General features: G+C 53.6%; 13 protein-coding genes. 4 read left to right on the plus strand and 9 right to left on the minus strand.

All coding sequences use genetic code 11. The features are described 5' to 3' along the window. Window positions 1–9: 9 nt before the first annotated feature. The 5 genes from KCG43_RS09805 to trxA all read right to left on the minus strand — a co-directional run bounded on the left by KCG43_RS09805 (window position 10) and on the right by trxA (window position 4,966). A complete protein-coding gene (locus KCG43_RS09805; RefSeq protein WP_218384555.1) occupies window positions 10–273 on the minus strand; it encodes a 2Fe-2S iron-sulfur cluster-binding protein in 264 nt (87 codons plus the stop codon). 32 nt (window positions 274–305) lie between these two features. Further along, window positions 306–1,778, minus strand: coding sequence for a 4-hydroxy-3-polyprenylbenzoate decarboxylase (gene ubiD / locus KCG43_RS09810; RefSeq protein ID WP_192016065.1), 1,473 nt, complete (start codon window positions 1,776–1,778; stop codon window positions 306–308). Between the two features lie 171 nt (window positions 1,779–1,949). Beyond that, the gene (locus tag KCG43_RS09815; RefSeq protein ID WP_218384556.1) at window positions 1,950–2,945 is read right to left on the minus strand and encodes a hypothetical protein; all 996 of its coding nucleotides are present in this window, start codon (window positions 2,943–2,945) and stop codon (window positions 1,950–1,952) included. A gap of 225 nt (window positions 2,946–3,170) precedes the next feature. Next, the gene (gene rho / locus KCG43_RS09820) at window positions 3,171–4,436 is read right to left on the minus strand and encodes a transcription termination factor Rho (RefSeq protein WP_046220468.1); all 1,266 of its coding nucleotides are present in this window, start codon (window positions 4,434–4,436) and stop codon (window positions 3,171–3,173) included. A gap of 203 nt (window positions 4,437–4,639) precedes the next feature. Further along, a complete protein-coding gene (trxA, locus tag KCG43_RS09825; RefSeq protein WP_046220469.1) occupies window positions 4,640–4,966 on the minus strand; it encodes a thioredoxin TrxA in 327 nt (108 codons plus the stop codon). Window positions 4,967–5,079: 113 nt separating this feature from the next. Between trxA and rhlB the strand changes: the two genes are divergently transcribed. Beyond that, on the plus strand, window positions 5,080–6,390 hold the full coding sequence (gene rhlB, locus KCG43_RS09830; protein WP_027250484.1) for an ATP-dependent RNA helicase RhlB: 1,311 nt from the start codon (window positions 5,080–5,082) through the stop codon (window positions 6,388–6,390). A 14-nt stretch (window positions 6,391–6,404) separates the two neighbouring features. Further along, window positions 6,405–7,898, plus strand: coding sequence for a guanosine-5'-triphosphate,3'-diphosphate diphosphatase (gppA, locus tag KCG43_RS09835; RefSeq protein WP_218384557.1), 1,494 nt, complete (start codon window positions 6,405–6,407; stop codon window positions 7,896–7,898). A gap of 89 nt (window positions 7,899–7,987) precedes the next feature. Here gppA and prlC read toward each other — a convergent pair whose 3' ends face one another. After that, window positions 7,988–10,030 (minus strand): oligopeptidase A, encoded by a 2,043-nt coding sequence (gene prlC, locus KCG43_RS09840; RefSeq protein WP_218384559.1) that lies wholly within the window; start codon window positions 10,028–10,030, stop codon window positions 7,988–7,990. Window positions 10,031–10,221: 191 nt separating this feature from the next. On the opposite strand from prlC, the gene KCG43_RS09845 reads away from it, so the two are divergent. Together KCG43_RS09845 and gorA are read left to right on the plus strand one after the other, a co-directional pair. Continuing rightward, the gene (locus KCG43_RS09845) at window positions 10,222–11,061 is read left to right on the plus strand and encodes a 23S rRNA (adenine(2030)-N(6))-methyltransferase RlmJ (protein WP_192016069.1); all 840 of its coding nucleotides are present in this window, start codon (window positions 10,222–10,224) and stop codon (window positions 11,059–11,061) included. Between the two features lie 196 nt (window positions 11,062–11,257). Further along, window positions 11,258–12,613 carry a glutathione-disulfide reductase gene (gorA, locus tag KCG43_RS09850; RefSeq protein WP_218384561.1) on the plus strand — a complete coding sequence of 452 codons (1,356 nt, stop codon included), beginning with the start codon at window positions 11,258–11,260 and terminating at the stop codon, window positions 12,611–12,613. A 166-nt stretch (window positions 12,614–12,779) separates the two neighbouring features. Here the strand turns inward: gorA and KCG43_RS09855 are convergent, their stop codons facing one another. From KCG43_RS09855 to KCG43_RS09865, 3 genes are read right to left on the minus strand one after another with little or no spacing between them, the layout of a single operon-like run. After that, window positions 12,780–13,493: a hypothetical protein gene (locus tag KCG43_RS09855; RefSeq protein ID WP_218384563.1), complete on the minus strand. Its 714-nt coding sequence runs from the start codon at window positions 13,491–13,493 to the stop codon at window positions 12,780–12,782. Between the two features lie 12 nt (window positions 13,494–13,505). Continuing rightward, window positions 13,506–14,231, minus strand: coding sequence for a hypothetical protein (locus KCG43_RS09860; protein WP_218384565.1), 726 nt, complete (start codon window positions 14,229–14,231; stop codon window positions 13,506–13,508). Further along, window positions 14,228–18,439 carry a toxin VasX gene (locus tag KCG43_RS09865; protein ID WP_218384567.1) on the minus strand — a complete coding sequence of 1,404 codons (4,212 nt, stop codon included), beginning with the start codon at window positions 18,437–18,439 and terminating at the stop codon, window positions 14,228–14,230. The genes KCG43_RS09860 and KCG43_RS09865 overlap by 4 nt, the downstream gene beginning before the upstream one ends. Between the last annotated feature and the right edge of the window lie 14 nt (window positions 18,440–18,453).

Raw genomic sequence — 18,453 nt, forward strand, 5'->3', positions numbered from 1 at the left:
TCTGTTCCTCTATTCCAAAGTCAGTACCAGATCGCTGCGGGCCATAGCCAGGCAGGGAAATATCCATCCCTCAGCCTGCTCTTTCTCCGTCAGCACCGGTGCCAGCCGGTAAGTGACCTCACCCGCCAGCTTGCGGCATAAACAAGTGGCACACACCCCGACCTGACAGCGGTGGGGGAAAGCCAGTCCTGCCCGGCGTGCTGCGCTCAACAGGGTTTCCTCTTCCCCGACGCTGAACATGACGTCCTGCGGCAACACACGAACCTGATACATTGCGGTAAACCTTCTTGCTGCGTTATCCGGCGTTATTGCGCCAGAATACCCAGTTCATCCCAAATGGCGTCCACCTTAGCAACCACTTCCGGGTCTTTAATGATAGGTGTCCCCCACTCGCGCTGTGTTTCACCCTGCCATTTATTGGTGGCATCCAGACCCATCTTTGACCCCAGGCCAACCACAGGCGAGGCAAAATCCAGCGAATCGATCGGGGTGTTTTCTATCATCACAGTATCCCGCGCCGGATCCATCCGGGTGGTAATCGCCCAGATCACGTCATTCCAGTCACGGGCATTAACATCATCGTCACAGACTATCACGAACTTGGTGTACATGAACTGGCGAAGGAAAGACCACACGCCCATCATCACCCGCTTGGCATGGCCCGGATACTGTTTCTTCATTGTCACTACGGCCATACGGTAGGAACACCCTTCCGGCGGCAGGTAAAAATCGACAATTTCCGGAAACTGCTTTTGCAGAATCGGCACAAACACTTCATTGAGCGCCACGCCCAGCACAGCCGGTTCATCCGGCGGGCGGCCGGTATAGGTGCTGTGGTAAATCGGATCTTTGCGCATAGTCACGTGTGTGACGGTAAAAACGTGGTGGCTTTCCACTTCGTTGTAATACCCGGTATGGTCACCGTACGGGCCTTCGTCTGCGTATTCATTGGGATCAATATAGCCTTCCAGCACGATTTCTGCGCTGGCCGGCACATCCAGATCATTGCTGATGCTTTTGACCACCTCGGTCTTGCTGCCGCGCAGCAGACCGGCAAAGGCATACTCAGACAAGGTATCAGGCACAGGCGTTACCGCCCCGAGAATCGTTGCCGGATCGGCCCCAAAAGCGACAGAAACCGGAAATTTCTCGCCGGGATGGGCCTGCATGAACTCGCGCATGTCCAGCGCACCGCCTCGGTGAGCCAGCCAGCGCATGATCACTTTGTTCTTGCTCAGCTTCTGCTGACGGTAAATGCCCAGGTTCTGGCGTTTCTTTTCCGGGCCGCGGGTAATCGTCAGCCCCCAGGTCAGCAGCGGCGCCACATCGCCCGGCCAGCAACTCATGACCGGAATCTTATCGAGATCAACCTCATCGCCCTGCCAGACGATCTGCTGGCACGGCGCTTTGCTCAGGCGCTTGGCAGGCATATTAAGGACTTGCTTGAAGACCGGCAGCTTGTCGATGGCATCACGGAAGCCTTTCGGCGGTTCCGGCTCTTTGAGATACGCCAGCAGTTTGCCGACTTCCCGTAGCTCCAGCACATCCTCACGTCCCATGCCCATAGCAACCCGCTCGGTTGTGCCAAACAGGTTCGCCAGCACAGGGATATCGTAACCCACCGGATTTTCAAACAGTAATGCCGGTCCGCCTGCCCGCAGGGTGCGGTCGCAGATTTCAGTCATTTCATACCGGGGATCGATTGGCTGCTTGATGCGCTTAAGTTGCCCACGCTCTTCCAGGTAGGCGATAAAGTCGCGCAAATCATTGAGTTTCATTCCTGCACCCTATCTGTTTTGCTCGACCCGGCTTACGGACAGCCGGGATAAAAATAGGACACATTATATACTGAATCCCTGACAAGATGCTTGTGATGCAGGCATTTATTGGTGGTAAAACAAGGTACTGAAAAGAAATCTTCCCGCCCCTGCAGCGCACTGTACCGGGCATCAGGGCATGGATGCCGATAAAGCGGTTTCCAGATTACGCTTTAACGTGTAACTCTTAGTGCCTGCGGCGAGTGTGGTGAGCCAGCTAGCATGACCCTGATTGACCAGTTTACTGGCCACCAGCTCACCATCTTCCGGCTCGGACAGCTTGGCTAACAGAAAGATTTCCACCTCGTCCGGCAGTGGCTTGAGGGTAGCCAGTGCCTGGTATGCCTGAGCTTTCAGGGAGGGATTACGAGTTGCGGCCATCAGTTGGCTCACAGCCAGTTTGCCCGGCAGATCATCTGCCAGCCGGTTCAGCTCGGCCCGGCTGTACTGATCGGTGCGACGACGCCACAATTGCTGGTACAAACCTTCATCCCCGGTTATCGCGGCCAGCTTGGCCAGTAAGCCGTTATCAGACAGCCAAAGCAGTTGTCTGTCGGACAGAAACTGATCGGCAAGATACCTCACGCCTGTGCCGGACAGCGCAGAAAGCTGCGCCAGGGCAATATCGCGCCGGGTGCGCTGGGTATTGAGATCACCGGCCAGCCAGTCTGCCAGCACTAAATCACCGGCATCAACCTGACGGACAAAGGATTCAGCCAGCTGCTCACGCTGCCAGCGCTGCAACAGCTGGTGTGCCCGGGTGCCGTAGGTAAATGCTGCCCGGGTAACCCGGTAGCCATCGCCCTGTTCTGTCAGGGTGAAACGTGATTGTCGGGCCGCTTGTGTTTCAAGCCAGGCGATCTTTTCATCATCCAGCTTTTTCAAGGTATGGGCGTAGTCCACCAGTGCCGAACGCAGGGCTTCCTGCTCCAGCACAGAGAAATCAGCCAGCTGATAATTGAGCTGGGCAATATCACTTTCCCGGTACAGGGTTTTGAGCGACTTTAATGCCGGTGTGATGTCCTGCGTGACCTGCTGGTATTCCTGCTGACTGATTTCATCAGCCCTCAGGGGTAGCGCGACCAGCAGTAACCACAACCAGACCCACATGCCTCTTCCATGTTGCATGTTGCATACTCCATGTCATTGCTGACTTGATTCATTGTTGGTTCCCGAGCCGCTGAGCATCAGGTCCATTTCAGCCCACCTTCCTGGCAGACCGGCAAAGTCTGAAAGAGGATAACCTCAGTCGTCAATTGAATGCTGTTTCAAACAACATGCCGATATTATCAGCAATAAAAAAACGCCACACAAGGTGGCGTTTATACAATCTGTGACATCAAGCCAATGGAATCAGGACTTCTGACGACGCATCGCTTCGAAGAACTCGTCGTTGGTCTTGGTCATGCCCAGCTTGTCGATCAGGAATTCCATGCTGTCGGTCTCATTCATTGGATGAACGATCTTACGCAGGATCCACATCTTCTGCAGCTCATCTGGCTTGGCCAGCAGCTCTTCACGACGGGTACCGGAACGGTTGAAGTCAATTGCAGGGAATACGCGCTTCTCAGCAATCTTACGCGACAGGTGCAGTTCCATGTTACCTGTACCTTTAAACTCTTCGTAGATCACTTCGTCCATCTTAGAGCCGGTATCAACCAGTGCCGTCGCGATGATGGTCAGGCTACCGCCTTCTTCCACATTACGGGCCGCACCGAAGAAACGCTTCGGACGGTGCAGGGCGTTGGCGTCGACACCACCGGTCAGTACTTTACCGGAAGATGGCACCACTGTGTTGTACGCACGGGCCAGACGGGTAATAGAATCCAGCAGGATAACCACATCTTTTTTATGCTCAACCAGTCGCTTGGCCTTTTCGATCACCATTTCGGCAACCTGAACGTGGCGGGAAGCCGGCTCGTCAAAGGTAGAAGCGATCACTTCGCCTTTTACCAGACGCTGCATCTCGGTCACTTCTTCAGGACGCTCGTCAATCAGCAGCACCATCAGCTCACACTCTGGGTGATTGTAAGCAATGCTCTGTGCAATGTTCTGCAGCAGCATAGTCTTACCCGCTTTTGGCGGTGCAACAATCAGACCACGCTGACCCTTACCGATAGGTGAGGCCAGATCCAGTACACGAGCAGTAATGTCTTCGGTTGAGCCGTTACCACGTTCCATACGCATGCGATCATTGGCGTGCAGCGGGGTAAGGTTTTCAAACAGGATCTTGTTGCGGGCGTTGTCTGGTTTGTCGTGGTTTACTTCGTTGACTTTCAGCAGGGCAAAGTAGCGTTCACCGTCTTTTGGTGGCCGGATTTTACCTGAAATGGTATCACCGGTACGCAGGTTGAAGCGGCGAATCTGGCTTGGTGAGACATAAATATCATCCGGGCCTGCCAGGTATGAACTGTCTGCGCTACGAAGGAAGCCAAAGCCGTCCTGCAGAATTTCCAAAACCCCGTCGCCAAAAATGTCCTCACCACTTTTCGCGTGCTGTTTGAGAATGGCAAAGATGATGTCCTGTTTTCTCAAACGCGCTAGGTTTTCGAGTCCTAAGCTTTCGCCGAGCGCAACCAACTTTGAGATAGGCTGGTTCTTCAGTTCTGTAAGATTCATAGTGGTGGGTTTCTTGTCAGTCAAATTAGGGGTTCTATGGTTAATTGAGAAAAGCTTCGACCAATGGGGCTGGTCAAGAAATGAACTGTCGTATAATTTACGTGCAATAACTTAGCACTAAAGCCAGCATCCGTCTAGTGGCCTGAAAAAGACACCGCGTACAAAAGGATCATTGTACGCGGTTTCGCGTTACTGTAGGCCAATTACAGGTTGGCGTCCAGAAACTCTTTCAGTTGTGACTTAGACAGTGCGCCGACTTTGGTCGCAGCCACATTGCCGTCTTTGAACAGCAACAGAGTCGGAATACCACGGATACCAAATTTTGGTGGTGTCGCGGCATTGTGATCTATGTTCAGCTTTCCGATAGTCAGCTTGTCTTGGTACTCGTCTGCGATTTCGTCAAGAATTGGCGCGATCATTTTACACGGTCCGCACCACTCAGCCCAAAAATCGACTAAAACTGGGCCTGCAGCGTTAATCACATCGTTATCAAAACTTGCGTCTGTCAGCTGCACAATCTTGTCGCTCATCTTCCACTCCAATGGTTGATTTTCAACGCTGATTCTATTTTAACCAGCAAATCGATGCCCTATTTGAATTGAATACGTTTCGTATTGCAACCCTAAGCTGATATTCTATACGAATGAAGACGACTCATATCACAGAGCAGAAATTTGCCGACCTGGGACTAAACCCCCTGGTTTTACAAGGACTGGAAGACAAGGGGTTTCATAACTGTACCCCTATCCAGGCCCTGGCATTGCCGGTATTGCTCTCCGGCCGTGACATTGCTGGTCAGGCACAAACAGGGACTGGTAAGACCCTGGCTTTCCTGACAGCGACCTTTAACCATTTGATGCTGAACCCAGCATCCGAGGAGCGAAAAACCAATCAGCCCCGTGCAATTATTATGGCACCTACACGGGAACTGGCCATTCAGATTTACAATGATGCCGCACCGTTGCTGGCAAGCACTGGCCTGAAAGCCGGTCTGGCTTATGGTGGCGAAGCGTACGAAAAACAGAAACAGCACCTGGAAAACGGTGTAGATATTCTGATCGGCACCTGTGGCCGTATCATCGATTTCTACAAGCAGCGTGTGATAGATCTGCACAGCATTCAGGTTGTGGTACTGGATGAAGCCGACCGTATGTTCGATCTGGGCTTTATCAAAGATATCCGTTTCCTGTTCCGACGTATGCCAAGCCCGAAAGGACGCCTGAACATGCTGTTCTCTGCCACCCTGTCATACCGGGTCAAAGAGCTGGCGTTCGAGCACATGAACAACCCGGAAAGCGTGGTGGTTGAGCCTGAGCAAAAAACCGGTCACCGTATCCAGGAAGAGCTGTTCTACCCGTCCAATCAGGACAAAATGCGTTTGCTGCAGACCCTTATCGAAGAAGACTGGCCGGATCGCGCCATCATTTTTGCCAACACCAAACACCGTTGTGAAGACATCTGGGCGCACCTGGAAGCCGATAACCACCGTGTTGGCCTGCTGACCGGCGACGTGCCGCAGAAAAAGCGCGTACGCATTCTGGAGCAGTTCACCCAAGGTGAAGTTGATATCCTGGTGGCAACCGACGTTGCAGCGCGCGGTCTGCACATTCCTCAGGTGACTCACGTCTTTAACTACGATCTGCCTGACGATGCCGAAGACTATGTTCACCGTATTGGCCGTACCGGTCGTGCCGGCGAAAGCGGTCATTCCATCAGCTTTGCCTGTGAAGAATACGCCATTAATCTGACGGCGATTGAAACCTACATCGAGCACACGATTCCGCAATCAAAATACGATGCCGAAGCGCTGCTGGATGATCTGCCGCCACCGGTAAAATTCCAGCGGGCACCTCGCCAGAGCGGTGGTCGTCGCAACAGTGGTTCCCGTCAGGGACAAGGACAGGGACGCCAGCGCAGTAATAACCGCCGTCGCTCACCACAGAAAACACAGTAACTGAAGAAGACGCTATGGAAAGTTGTGTCGTATCCCCGCTGTATGCAGCCATTGACCTTGGCTCTAACAGTTTTCACATGTGGATCGTGCGTGAAGTCGCAGGCAGTGTGCATACGCTGGCTAAAATCAAGCGCAAAGTACGGCTGGCAGCCGGCCTTAACGGCCAGAATGAACTGAGCCAGGAAGCCATGCAGCGCGGCTGGGAATGCCTGGCAATGTTTGCAGAACGATTGCAGGATATTCCGGCTGAACGGGTCCGCATTGTTGGTACCGCGGCACTGCGAACCGCCGTGAATGCCGAAGACTTTCTTTCCAGAGCCATCAGTATACTGGGTCACCCCATCGACATTATTCCTGGTGAAGAGGAAGCACGCATTATCTACCAGGGCGTTGCACACACCTCTGGCGGTCAGGGAAAACGCCTGGTCGTCGATATCGGTGGGGCCAGTACTGAAGTCATTATCGGTGAAGGTTTTGATGCCAAGGCACTGACCAGCCTGAAAATGGGTTGTGTCACCTGGCTGGAACGCTATTTCAAAGACAGGCACTTGTCAGCCGACAATTTCAGCGCGGCAATCCTGGCGGCAAAACAAGCCATTGCGCCTATCGTGGAGCCCTACCGCAAACTGGGTTGGGACCACTGTGTCGGCGCCAGCGGCACCGTACAGGCGCTGCAGGAAATCATGGTTGCCCAGGGCATGGACGAGCTGATCACCCTGTCTAAACTCAAGCGTCTGCAGCGTCAGGCCATGCAATACGAACGCCTGGAAGATCTTGATATTGAAGGGCTGACATTAGAACGGGCCCTGGTGTTTCCGAGTGGCCTGTCGATTCTCATCGCCTTGTTTGAATCGCTGGACATCCAAACCATGACACTGGCCGGCGGCGCCCTGCGCGAAGGCATGGTGTATGACATGATGAGCCAGATGCGTCACGACGATGTGCGAGCCAGAACCCTGAACAGCCTGCAATACCGTTTTCAGGTTGATACCGAACATGCGCAAACCGTGGCCGACACCGCGCAGGCTTTACTGGAGGACTGTCAGCCCGCCTGGCAGACCGATGAGCAAGCCCGCTCTTTGCTCCAGTCCAGCGCCATCTTGCACGAAATAGGCACAGGTATCGGCTTCAAGCAAAACGGCGATCATGCCGCCTATCTGGTCCAGCATCTGGACTTGCCCGGTTTTACCCGCGCGCAGAAACACCTGCTGGGCGAGCTGCTGCGCAGGCACAGGGACAACCTGACCAGCCTGCCGGAACAGCATGCCATCCCCGCAATCAACGCTGTGCGTATCTTGCGCCTGCTGCGCCTGGCGGTCATTCTCTGCCACCGGCGTGACAGCCAGCACCAGCCCCCTGCGCACCTGACGGTCGATGACAATCAGCTCACCCTGATACTGCCAAAAGCCTGGCTGACAGCCAATCCGCTGACTAATGCTGAGTTACAACAGGAAGCCCACCGCCAAAGCGATCTCGGCTGGCCACTGCAGATCAGCGAAGAAAGCTGAACGCCTGCCACATAACACTGTGGCTCAAGCCAATACTCATAAAAAAGGCTCCCGACGGGAGCCTTGTCTGATCGTAGAATCGAGTATCTTTAACCTGTGATACCGCTGTGACGCAGCAGGGCATCGATCTTAGGCTCGCGGCCGCGGAAGCGTTTGAACAAATCCATCGGCTCCTCACTGCCACCGCGCTCAAGAATACAGGCCAGGAAATCCGCCCCGGTTTGCGGGTTAAAAATACCTTCTTCCTCGAAGCGGGAATAGGCATCGGATGACAGCACTTCAGCCCACAGGTAACTGTAGTAGCCCGCGCTGTAACCACCAGCAAAGATATGGCCGAAACTGTGCGGGAATCGGCCCCATTCCGGGCTTGGCAGCACAGACACCTGACGCTTGATAGCAGCCAGTGTATCGAGCACCTGCGCGCCCGTTTCCGGATCGTAATTGGTGTAGAGTGAGAAATCGAACAGACCGAATTCCAGCTGGCGCAGCATACCCAGTGCAGAATGGAAATTCTTCGCCGCCAGCATTTTCCCCAGCAATTCGGCCGGCAAAGGCTCACCGGTTTCATAATGGCCGGAGATAAAAGCCAGCGCCTCTTCTTCCCAGCACCAGTTTTCCAGGAACTGACTCGGCAGTTCTACCGCATCCCAGGGCACACCATTGATGCCAGAGACCGAAGACTCATCAACCTTGGTCAGCATATGGTGAATACCGTGGCCGGTTTCGTGGAACAGGGTCACCACTTCATCGTGGGTAAACAGCGCTGGCTTACCGCCAACCGGTTTGTTGAAGTTACAGGTCAGGTAGGCCACCGGGGGCTGCAGACTGCCGTCCTGACGCACGCGGCGCACGATACATTCGTCCATCCAGGCACCACCGCGCTTGTGCTCGCGGGCATACAGATCCAGATAGAAACTGCCGCGCAGCTCGCCGCTGGCATCAAAAATATCGTAGAAACGGACACTCGGATCCCAGACATCCACGCCTTCACGCTCAGTCACTGTCATGCCAAAGACACGCTTGAGCACCTCAAACAAGCCGGACACCACTTTCTGCTCCGGGAAATACGGCCGCAGCTGCTCATCGGAAATGCTGTATCTGTGCTGTTTCAGTTTCTCGGCATAGTAAGGAATATCCCAGGGCTCCAGTGCATCGGCACCGAACTCGCTGCGGGCAAACTCACGCAGCTCTGCCACTTCCTGTTCGCCCTGCGGCTTAGCGCGGGCGGCCAGATCATTGAGGAAACCCAGCACCTGATCGGTGGATTCCGCCATCTTGGTGGCCAGCGACTTCTCGCTGTAGGTATTAAAGCCCAGCAAACGGGCCAGTTCATGGCTGAGTTTGAGTTTTTCAGCAATGATTTCACTGTTATCCCATTTGCCTGCGTTCGGGCCGCGATCCGAGGCACGGGTCACGAAGGCTTCGTACATTTCACGGCGCAGTTCGCGATTATCACAGTAGCTCATGACAGGCAGGTAGGAGGGAATTTCCAACGTAAACAGATAACCCTGCTCACCTTTGTCTTCCGCCGCCGCCGCCGCCGCTTGCAATGCCGACTCCGGCAGACCTGCCAGCTCGCCGGCATCGGCAATCAGCTTGCTCCAGCCCATAGTGGCATCGAGCACATTGTTGCTGAAAGATGACGACAGCTCGGACAGACGCTTGCTGATTTCGCCATAGCGGTGCTGTTCACTCGCGGGCAGGCCGATGCCCGACAACTCGAAGTCTTTCAGTGCATCGGTGATGGATTTTTTCTGCGCCTGGGACAGGGTCGCAAACGCATCGCTGTGGCGGATACTTTTGTAGGCTTCATACAGACCCTTGTGCTGACCCAGCCAGGTGCTGTAGTCCGACAGCATTGGCAGACAGCTTTCATAGGCCTCGCGCAGTTCCGGGCTGTTTTTCACCCCGTTGAGATGGCCCACCGGTGACCAGATGCGATTCAGACGATCATCGGTTTCCGCCAGCGGCGCACAAATGCTGTCCCAGCTGGGTGTCTCGCCGCTGGCCAGGACGTCTTCTACCTTGGCCCGGCAGTCTTTAATGGCCTGCTCAACCGCAGGAAAGATGTGTTCGGGTTTGATTTGCGAAAACAGGGGCAGATCTGTCATGGTCAGTAATGGGTTCGACATCAGCGTATCCTTTTTAAGTAGGTTCCTGAGGAAATGCGTCTGCATAAGGGGATTTTCAATCCCTTCGCGCAATTTAGGCTCGCAGTTCACTCTATTTTAGTGGCCGCGAGGATGACAGACCACAATCCCGCTGCATAATCGGCCGGATTACGCCATAATAACGCCCTTCGTCGACCATCACAGAGTAACCCATGCTGAGTTATCGCCACAGTTTTCACGCCGGCAACCATGCTGACGTGATCAAACACATAGTCCAAAGCCTGATCCTTGATGCGCTCAAGCAAAAGGACAAACCTTTTGTGTATCACGACACCCACTCGGGTGTGGGGCGTTATGATCTGCAGGATGAGCGCAGTGAAAAAACCGGCGAATACCTGCAAGGCATTGCACGCCTGTGGCAGCGCGACGATCTGCCGGAAGCACTGGCCTCTTACCTGGATGCCATCCGGGTTCTGAACCAGGGTGACACCCTGCGCTACTACCCGGGTTCACCCAAGGTGGCCCGCGCCCAGATCCGTGACCAGGACCGCATGATCCTGACCGAACTGCACCCAACCGATTTCCCGCTGCTGCTGCAGGAGTTTCGCGGCGATCGTCAGGTACGTATCTACAAAGAAGACGGTTTTGCCCGCCTCAAAGCCAGCTTGCCGCCCAAAGAACGGCGTGGTCTGGTGCTGATCGACCCGCCCTACGAGCTGAAACACGAGTACATGGATGTGGTGAAAGCCATAGGTCAGAGCGTCAGACGCTGGGCGACCGGCACTTATGCCATCTGGTACCCTGTGGTATACCGCAGCAATATCGACGCCATGCTGGAAGAGCTGGAGAACCTGGGGATCCGCAACATTCTGCAGATTGAACTGGGTGTCGAGCCGGATACCGAAGAGCGTGGCATGACGGCCTCGGGCATGATTGTCATCAACCCGCCGTGGAAGCTGGAAAGCCAGATGGCTGCCCTGCTGCCCTGGCTGCAGTCTGTGATTGCACCCACCCGCGGCCACACCACACTGCGCTGGGTGGTGCCGGAATAATCCCCGCCGTTTAATGATCTCCGGTGCAAAGCCAGGCATGCTGCACCGGAATGATTAGCCCTTCCCTAACTTCCCGGCATCAAGATCACCACAGATTCCACGGCAAAGACGTCAGTTTCGCCGAACCTAGCATCTGAAGGCGACTTAGGTATACACTGTCGTCCAGCTAAGATTTCACAGCATAGAGAGAACAGTCATGGCAACGCATTTTGATTACATCTGTATTGGTGGCGGCAGCGGCGGGATTGCATCAGCTAACCGCGCGGCAATGTACGGCGCAAAAGTCGCGCTGATTGAAGCCAAAGCCCTGGGCGGCACCTGTGTCAACGTCGGTTGTGTACCGAAAAAAGTGATGTGGCACGGCGCTCAGATTGCAGAAGCCATGCATCTGTATGCCAAAGATTACGGCTTTGACGTGGACGTGAAAAACTTCAACTGGGCAACCCTGGTGGAAAGTCGCGAAGCCTATATCGGCCGCATCCATCAGGCCTACGATAACGTGCTGGGCAAGAACAAGATTGAAGTGATCAACGGCTTTGCCAAATTCGTAGATGCCAAAACCGTGGAAGTGAACGGCCAGCATTTCACTGCCGATCATATTCTGATTGCCGTTGGCGGTGAGCCAACCATCCCGGACATTCCGGGTGCAGAGCACGGTATCGACTCAAACGGTTTCTTCGAGCTGACCGAGCAGCCTAAGCGTACTGCTGTTATCGGCGCCGGTTACATCGCAGTCGAAATCGCCGGTGTGCTGAGCGCGCTGGGTACAGATACCCACCTGTTCGTACGTAAAGAATCGCCGCTGCGCAGCTTCGATCCCATGATTGTCGACACCCTGGTCGAAGTCATGAACAACGAAGGCCCGACCCTGCACACCCACTCAGTGCCCAAAGAAGTGGTGAAAGAAGCCGATGGCACCACCACGCTGCATTTTGAAAACGGCGAATCACACAATACCGACCTGCTGATCTGGGCCATCGGCCGCAACCCTGTGACGCACAAAATCAACCTGAACGCGACCGGTGTGGAAACCACAGGCAAAGGCTACATCAAGGTCGATGAATTTCAGCAGACCAATGTGCCTGGCATCTACTGTGTCGGCGACATCATGGACGGCGGCATCGAGCTGACTCCTGTGGCCGTCAAAGCCGGCCGTCAGTTGTCTGAGCGCCTGTTCAACAACAAGCCAGACGCCAAAATGGACTACAAACTGGTGCCAACCGTGGTCTTCAGCCATCCGCCAATCGGCACTATTGGCCTGACAGAGCAGGAAGCCATCGCCCAGTACGGCGAAGAGAATGTGAAAGTGTACCAGTCCGGCTTTACGGCCATGTACACAGCCGTCACCAGCCACCGCCAGCCTTGTAAGATGAAACTGGTCTGCGCCGGTCCGGAAGAAACTGTGGTCGGCCTGCACGGCATTGGCTATACCGTGGACGAAATGATCCAGGGCTTCGGCGTTGCCATGAAGATGGGCGCCACCAAAGCCGATTTCGACAGCGTGGTTGCCATCCACCCAACCGGCTCGGAAGAGTTTGTTACCATGCGTTGATCTGCAGGATCACGTTCAGCATTAACATACAAAAGACCAGCGGAATTGCTGGTCTTTTTATGTCCACGTCACCTCAGCGCTGTTACAACATGTCGCGCTGTTTATACTCTTCCGTGTATTCGGGTAAAGATACTGTTGTGGTCATATTGCTATAATCTTACCGGTATTAACCGCAGCTTTCAGTTTCTTTCGCCACATCAATATACTGGCGTATTATTTTGTCTAACTCTGGCAATTGCTCATCAGTACAACTAAATGCAACTTCATAGACACCATGAATCGGAGTTCTTAAAAATTCTTCCACGCCATACCCATGGGTACACACTGTGTATTGATAAAATGATTCGTACCCCATGTAGCGGTATTGTTTGTCTCGAACAAATGGAATGACCTCAGTTTGAGCTTTTTTATGAAACCCCGTCATTTTGAACGACAGCAAGGCAAAAGCTCCTGCGCCGACAAAGGCCAGCGGCCCGACCATCAGGGTGGCAATCACGCACACTACAATGCCGATATAGGCCATGCCCCGCGTTGCCTTGTAGAAGATTTCCGGTACCCGTTCTGTTTTCTGAACAATGATGCCTTTGGGGGTGATTTGACCTTTGTAGTCGTAGTCGGCATTAAACAAAAAATAAATAATTGGCAGAAAAATTAATACCATTCCCCCGCATAAAAGCAGCGCGACGAGATCTGGATGAAAGTAGTTAGTTACTCCGACAAACCCACCTCCCAGCCCACCCAGTATTAACGTGCTTAAAAGCTTAACTTTGGTTCGCAAGACACACTCCCATTCATGCACCACCTTAGCCTCCAGTACTTGCTGGTGTTGTTGGTGCTTATACTCTTCCGTGTATTCGGGTAAAGATACTGTTGTCACCATGATTCGATATCCTTACCGTGCTTCACCAAAGCATTCCCTCTCTTTTGTTACATCAATATACTGACGAATAATCTTGTCTACCTCAGGGAATTGTTCTACTTGACAATAGATCTTCACCCAATATTCAAGATTATTATTTCTCTCAAAATCGAGCACATCATAATAGTAAGCAAAAACTGAGTACTGATAGATTGGGTCTTGTTCTCGTCCTTCATATTCATATTGATGGCTTAAAATGAATGGAATAACCTCAATTTCGACCTTTTTATGAAAGCCCGTCATCTTAAACGACATCAAAGCAAAAGCCCCTGCGCCGACAAAGGCCAGCGGCCCGACCATCAGGGTGGCAATCACGCACACTACAATGCCGATATAGGCCATTCCCCGCGTTGCCTTGTAGAAGATCTCCGGCACCCGTTCTGTTTGCTGAACAATGATGCCTTTGGGAGTGATTTGGCCTTTGTAGTCGTAGTCGGCATTAAACAAAAAATAAATAATTGGCAGAAAAATTAATACCATTCCCCCGCATAAAAGCAGCGCGACGAGATCTGGATGAAAGTAGTTAGTTACTCCGACAAACCCACCTCCCAGCCCACCCAGTATTAACGTGCTTAAAAGCTTAACTTTGGTTCGCAAGACACACTCCCATTCATGCACCACCTCAGCCTCCAGTATTTGCTGGTGCTGCTGTTGTTTATACTCTTCCGTGTATTCGGGTATAGGTACTGTTGAAGTCATACGTCCTCTATGTTTACTGAAATCAGTTGATGGCCTAGCATATCGCTTGCCTGGCCATCTTTCATCACATCCGATTGTGCCTGGAGCTGCGGATGCACCTGATGTTTATAATACTGTGCCGTCTGTTGTGATTCGGCAAAGGGGTTGTGGTTGTTCACCACGGCAAACACCCTGATGGTATCAATACGCTCGACCCAGATAGGAATATCCAGCACCAGCGTCGGCCCCTTGTGTTCATCAAATTCCCAGCCGCCCCGGGCGATATCCTGCTCGGTCAGCTGACAGGTAAAAGCGTCAACTTTGGTGGTTTTGTAGTACCCTTCGTAGACTTCCCGCTCCCGCAACCCAGAGACAGTAACGCCGACATCAATACGCTGCCCGGGTCGTTGCTGCGGAAAAGTGAGCCTCAACTGCTGCTGAAAGGTATACGGCAAAGGCGCATAAGGGGAGGCAACTTTGCCCGGTAGTTGCTTAGCACTTTTGACAACCGCCTCAATTTTCGGCTGATTGAGAATTTGCAGCAGCGCCTGATATTCAGTTTCTGCAGTCCAGTCACCTTTGGGCTCTTCCCCCCAGACACTGTTGCGCAGCCAGCTTTCCAGCGGTGATTTCTGCAGGGCATTGATGATCACCGAGACCACCAGATAAGCGATCCCCAGCCAGAACCAGGCCGTAACCATCCAGCCTTGCAGCACCACTCCGATTGCTAATCTGTTCGCTGAGCCCAACACACTATTTAACGCCAACCCTCCCCAAGCTATTCCTTGTCCGGCAAGAATTGCCGCTTTAAGCTTGAGTAATGTTTGTTCAAACATGAAATCAGCTTTCTCAGCATCCTGCCAGGTTATATAGGCCTCCCACCCCGCCGCGACAACGCCCAGCATGCCAGCCAGCATGGAGCGCTGAAGATAGCTTTTGGCCAGTAATTGAGCTTCCGAATTAGCTCCCTTGCGAGCTAGTTCATTTATTTTCTTTTTTAGTAAATCTGGATGCTGCTTCACCCTATCAAATGCCAGTCCGCGGAAGATCTCACTGGTGGCATGCATCAGCCAGGCGGTGCTGAAACCCACCACATGGCGCTGGGTATTCACGTCGGCATTGGGTGTGGAGGCCAGCGTCTCTTCCACTGCGTATTGTTGGGCGACCACGTTAATAGCATTAAGAAACGCCACAATAAAATCGAGCCGGCCGAGCCGACTGAACCCCTGATTGGCCCTGTCCAGAATACTGTTGAACGCCTGCAATTTTGCGCCGTTGAAACTGTCGTATACCCCAGGTGCCTCGGTGACCATCCGGGCGACACGGGTTTCCATTTTCTGCTGCTTCAGTTCCAGCGCTGCCCGCTTGGGTGAGTCAGCAGGCATCCGCCTGAGCTGTTCATCCAGCGACTGCCACTCTGAGACCGCACCGCTAAAGCGCTGACGGAAGGCCTGACGGGTCTGCTCAAACGCCGGATTCAGACCGATTTTGCCCTGAGAGATCTGTTCCAGACTCCAGGTCATCGCCGCGACATTGAAGCCACCGCGAAAGCCGCCTTTTTTCATGGTGATCCCTAAATAGGTAAAATACCCCTTCTGGAATCCCATGCCTGCCGTTTTTTTCACCGCTTCAATGGCACTGTCAATCAAACCGCCCAGCGGCACCGTCATGGATAAGGTTTTTTGGTAAAGTGCCGATTCTGTCCCCAGCCCAAAACCCAGCACGCTGTTAAGACCGGCGACCACACCTGTCACAGGGACAGACTCACGCTGCAGATCAAGCACATCGCTTTCTTTCACCAGTTCATCGGCTTTGGTATAGAACTCCGCCGAGAAAAATGAGGTGGCCAGTGCCATCAGGTTATCCGGTGTCTCCTGCACCAGCGCCTCGGCCAGCTTCTGCTGCATGGCGTCATCGCTGGCGCTGCTGTTGAGTGCAGGCAGGATCTCCCCGAAGAGTTCCATCAGATAAGCCATGTGATCGCTGTACAGCATGTCCAGCCCGAGACGCATCGGCTCAGTACCCAGTGTGGGCAAGGCGGCTAACAGCCGGTCAAAGGCGCCGGGGATCGCCGCATACGCGCCCGCCTGCGACGCCAGATAGGCTTTATAAAAGGTATCCAGCCCGTCCCAGTTTACCTGTGAGTGGGCTTTTCGACGTTCGGTATATTCCTGCACATAGTCTTCAACCCCGAAAAAGCCCATGGCTTCCAGCTTGGCCTGCGCCTTGAGACTGGCCTGTTTGTATTGGTTAAGCAGCTCAAGCCTGGCTGACAAAGTATTATCTGGTCCCGTATGCAGTACGGGTATCTGATACTGATATTCCAGACAGGTATCCAGTGCGCTTTCAAAATCAAGCCACTGTTCCGGCTGGATTACCGGCATTTTATCTTGCGGGATCGACACCCGAACCATGGAGCGAATGGCTTCTGCCAGCACCACTTTGCGGTGGGTTTGCTCATCGGGCGTGGTGGTCAGTACCGGCTCCAGCAGGGCAAGATAGAGATCGCTCAGGTCGGCCAGCGGATCGTCCAGAGCCACTATCTGCTGTCCGTGTGCTGACGGTGCCTGATAGGTGTAACTGGCCAGTGTCTTTTTCGGCGGGACATGAATAAAATCGTTCGGTTTGCCGGGCTCACCTGTCAGCGGCGCGCAGGTTCCGGCAAAAGGATCCAGCCCTTCGACGTTCACATCGGCAACAGCACATTCCACCGTGGCGACATCAGCGCGATGAGTATGCTGACCCGATTCATTCAGATCGACTTTGCGCAGCCAGTTGTCGCGGGCCTGTGCATCGGTGAGATAAAAATCGCAGATACGATCTGTCCAGCGCTTCACGGAATAGGCCAGGTAATACGGACTCGCCGTGGCGCAGAGAATATCGCTTTTCGGCTGCTGAGGCTCCGCCTTTGCGCGTGCTTGCGCCGTGTGGCCTTCTACCCGGCGAAACTCCCCCTGCTCAATCTTGTATTCTTCCAGCTGCCACGCTTCCGATTCTGGCAGCGGATGCAGCGCATACAGCCAGCCGTCACGGATCTGACGCAGGGTGTAGGGTATCTCTGCTGACTGAAAAATCCCCCCGGAAAACACCTCTGTGTCCTGAACGGGGTGCAAGCCCTGTCCTTTTTCGTTACGTGCATCAATGGCGTAACGCACCGGGGAAAGGGCCGTAAACTGACCTGCTTCCGCTTCAGCCACTTTCACCACAGGAAAGTCGACCCAGCCCTGCGACTGATTGCTGATGGCGAAAACGCCGTCTCCCAGCATCATTGCAGAAGCCGGGTAACGTGTGTCCTGACCATGGGTGTAAATCCCCACCGACTCAAGGTAAACCTGACTGCCAATGCTCAGGTGTGTTTTGTTATCACGCCAGAATGGATTGAGTGACAACAATGATTCCAGCGTCATCTGATAATGGTCTGCGATACCGGATAAGGTCTCTCCCTCAACCACGGTGTGCTTTTTACGTTGCCCGCCATTTTCTGTCAGCGGGATAATCTGCTGCATGTCCAGCTTCACACCATGTTGATCCAGAAAGGCGGTATCGACACTGTTAATGGCATCGTCAGTCAGTGCTTCCTGACTATAGAGCAGGTATTGATCCTGAACCGTCTGGCCGTTTCGCTGCCAGAGGGCAAGGATGAATTCGAGCGGTTGATCAATCGCGGGCTCAGGATACATGGCCTCCGCACGGCTCTGGGTAACCTGAAAACGCGGATAGGTTTCCCCCATACAACGGTATTCGCTGATCAGTTTGCCTGCCAGAAAGTGATAGAGGTAGCCTTTGGTCGGCAGGCCCAGTTGCTCTCCCATCTGAATCGCCGGGCGAACAGGCACAAAGGCTTCCTGAATCACTGCGGCAGACTTGTCGTGCGGCAGGACAGCATCCACTCCCAGAGTTACCGAAGGACTGGTTCGCCACTTCACCCTGAGTGACTTCTCTTCATCCTTCCTGACTTCGCACGACACATGAGTATGCTGGCCCTGCGCTTTCTCTGACCATTGCGTGAGCGGGCCTTCTTGCTCAGACTGATTTAATTGCAGCGACAGATAAGGTTTGACGTATTGTCGGTACAGCGCCGGCCGGCAAGCAAATGCCACAGAATAGGCATATTCAGGTACAGGCTCTGTCTCTGGAACCGGTTCAGGTTTAGAGCTGTAAATTCGCTCATCCAGTGGCTGATAAGCGGCTTTGACAAAACGTTTGGTCGGTTTGATATCGGACGACATGAAGAAAGCACCGT

The sequence above is a fragment of the Photobacterium sp. WH24 genome (assembly GCF_019204055.1).
GTDB classification, from domain to species: Bacteria; Pseudomonadota; Gammaproteobacteria; order Enterobacterales; family Vibrionaceae; genus Photobacterium; species Photobacterium arenosum.

Excerpts from the sequence above, each read along its gene's own strand:
- gppA (WP_218384557.1), top strand. The coding sequence starts at position 6,405 with ATGGAAAGTTGTGTCGTATCCCCGCTGTATGCAGCCATTGACCTTGGC.
- rhlB (WP_027250484.1), top strand. The coding sequence starts at position 5,080 with ATGAAGACGACTCATATCACAGAGCAGAAATTTGCCGACCTGGGACTA.
- ubiD (WP_192016065.1), bottom strand. The coding sequence starts at position 1,778 with ATGAAACTCAATGATTTGCGCGACTTTATCGCCTACCTGGAAGAGCGT.
- KCG43_RS09815 (WP_218384556.1), bottom strand. The coding sequence starts at position 2,945 with ATGCAACATGGAAGAGGCATGTGGGTCTGGTTGTGGTTACTGCTGGTC.
- KCG43_RS09805 (WP_218384555.1), bottom strand. The coding sequence starts at position 273 with ATGTATCAGGTTCGTGTGTTGCCGCAGGACGTCATGTTCAGCGTCGGG.
- rho (WP_046220468.1), bottom strand. The coding sequence starts at position 4,436 with ATGAATCTTACAGAACTGAAGAACCAGCCTATCTCAAAGTTGGTTGCG.
- gorA (WP_218384561.1), top strand. The coding sequence starts at position 11,258 with ATGGCAACGCATTTTGATTACATCTGTATTGGTGGCGGCAGCGGCGGG.
- prlC (WP_218384559.1), bottom strand. The coding sequence starts at position 10,030 with ATGTCGAACCCATTACTGACCATGACAGATCTGCCCCTGTTTTCGCAA.
- KCG43_RS09865 (WP_218384567.1), bottom strand. The coding sequence starts at position 18,439 with ATGTCGTCCGATATCAAACCGACCAAACGTTTTGTCAAAGCCGCTTAT.
- KCG43_RS09855 (WP_218384563.1), bottom strand. The coding sequence starts at position 13,493 with ATGGTGACAACAGTATCTTTACCCGAATACACGGAAGAGTATAAGCAC.
- trxA (WP_046220469.1), bottom strand. The coding sequence starts at position 4,966 with ATGAGCGACAAGATTGTGCAGCTGACAGACGCAAGTTTTGATAACGAT.
- KCG43_RS09845 (WP_192016069.1), top strand. The coding sequence starts at position 10,222 with ATGCTGAGTTATCGCCACAGTTTTCACGCCGGCAACCATGCTGACGTG.
- KCG43_RS09860 (WP_218384565.1), bottom strand. The coding sequence starts at position 14,231 with ATGACTTCAACAGTACCTATACCCGAATACACGGAAGAGTATAAACAA.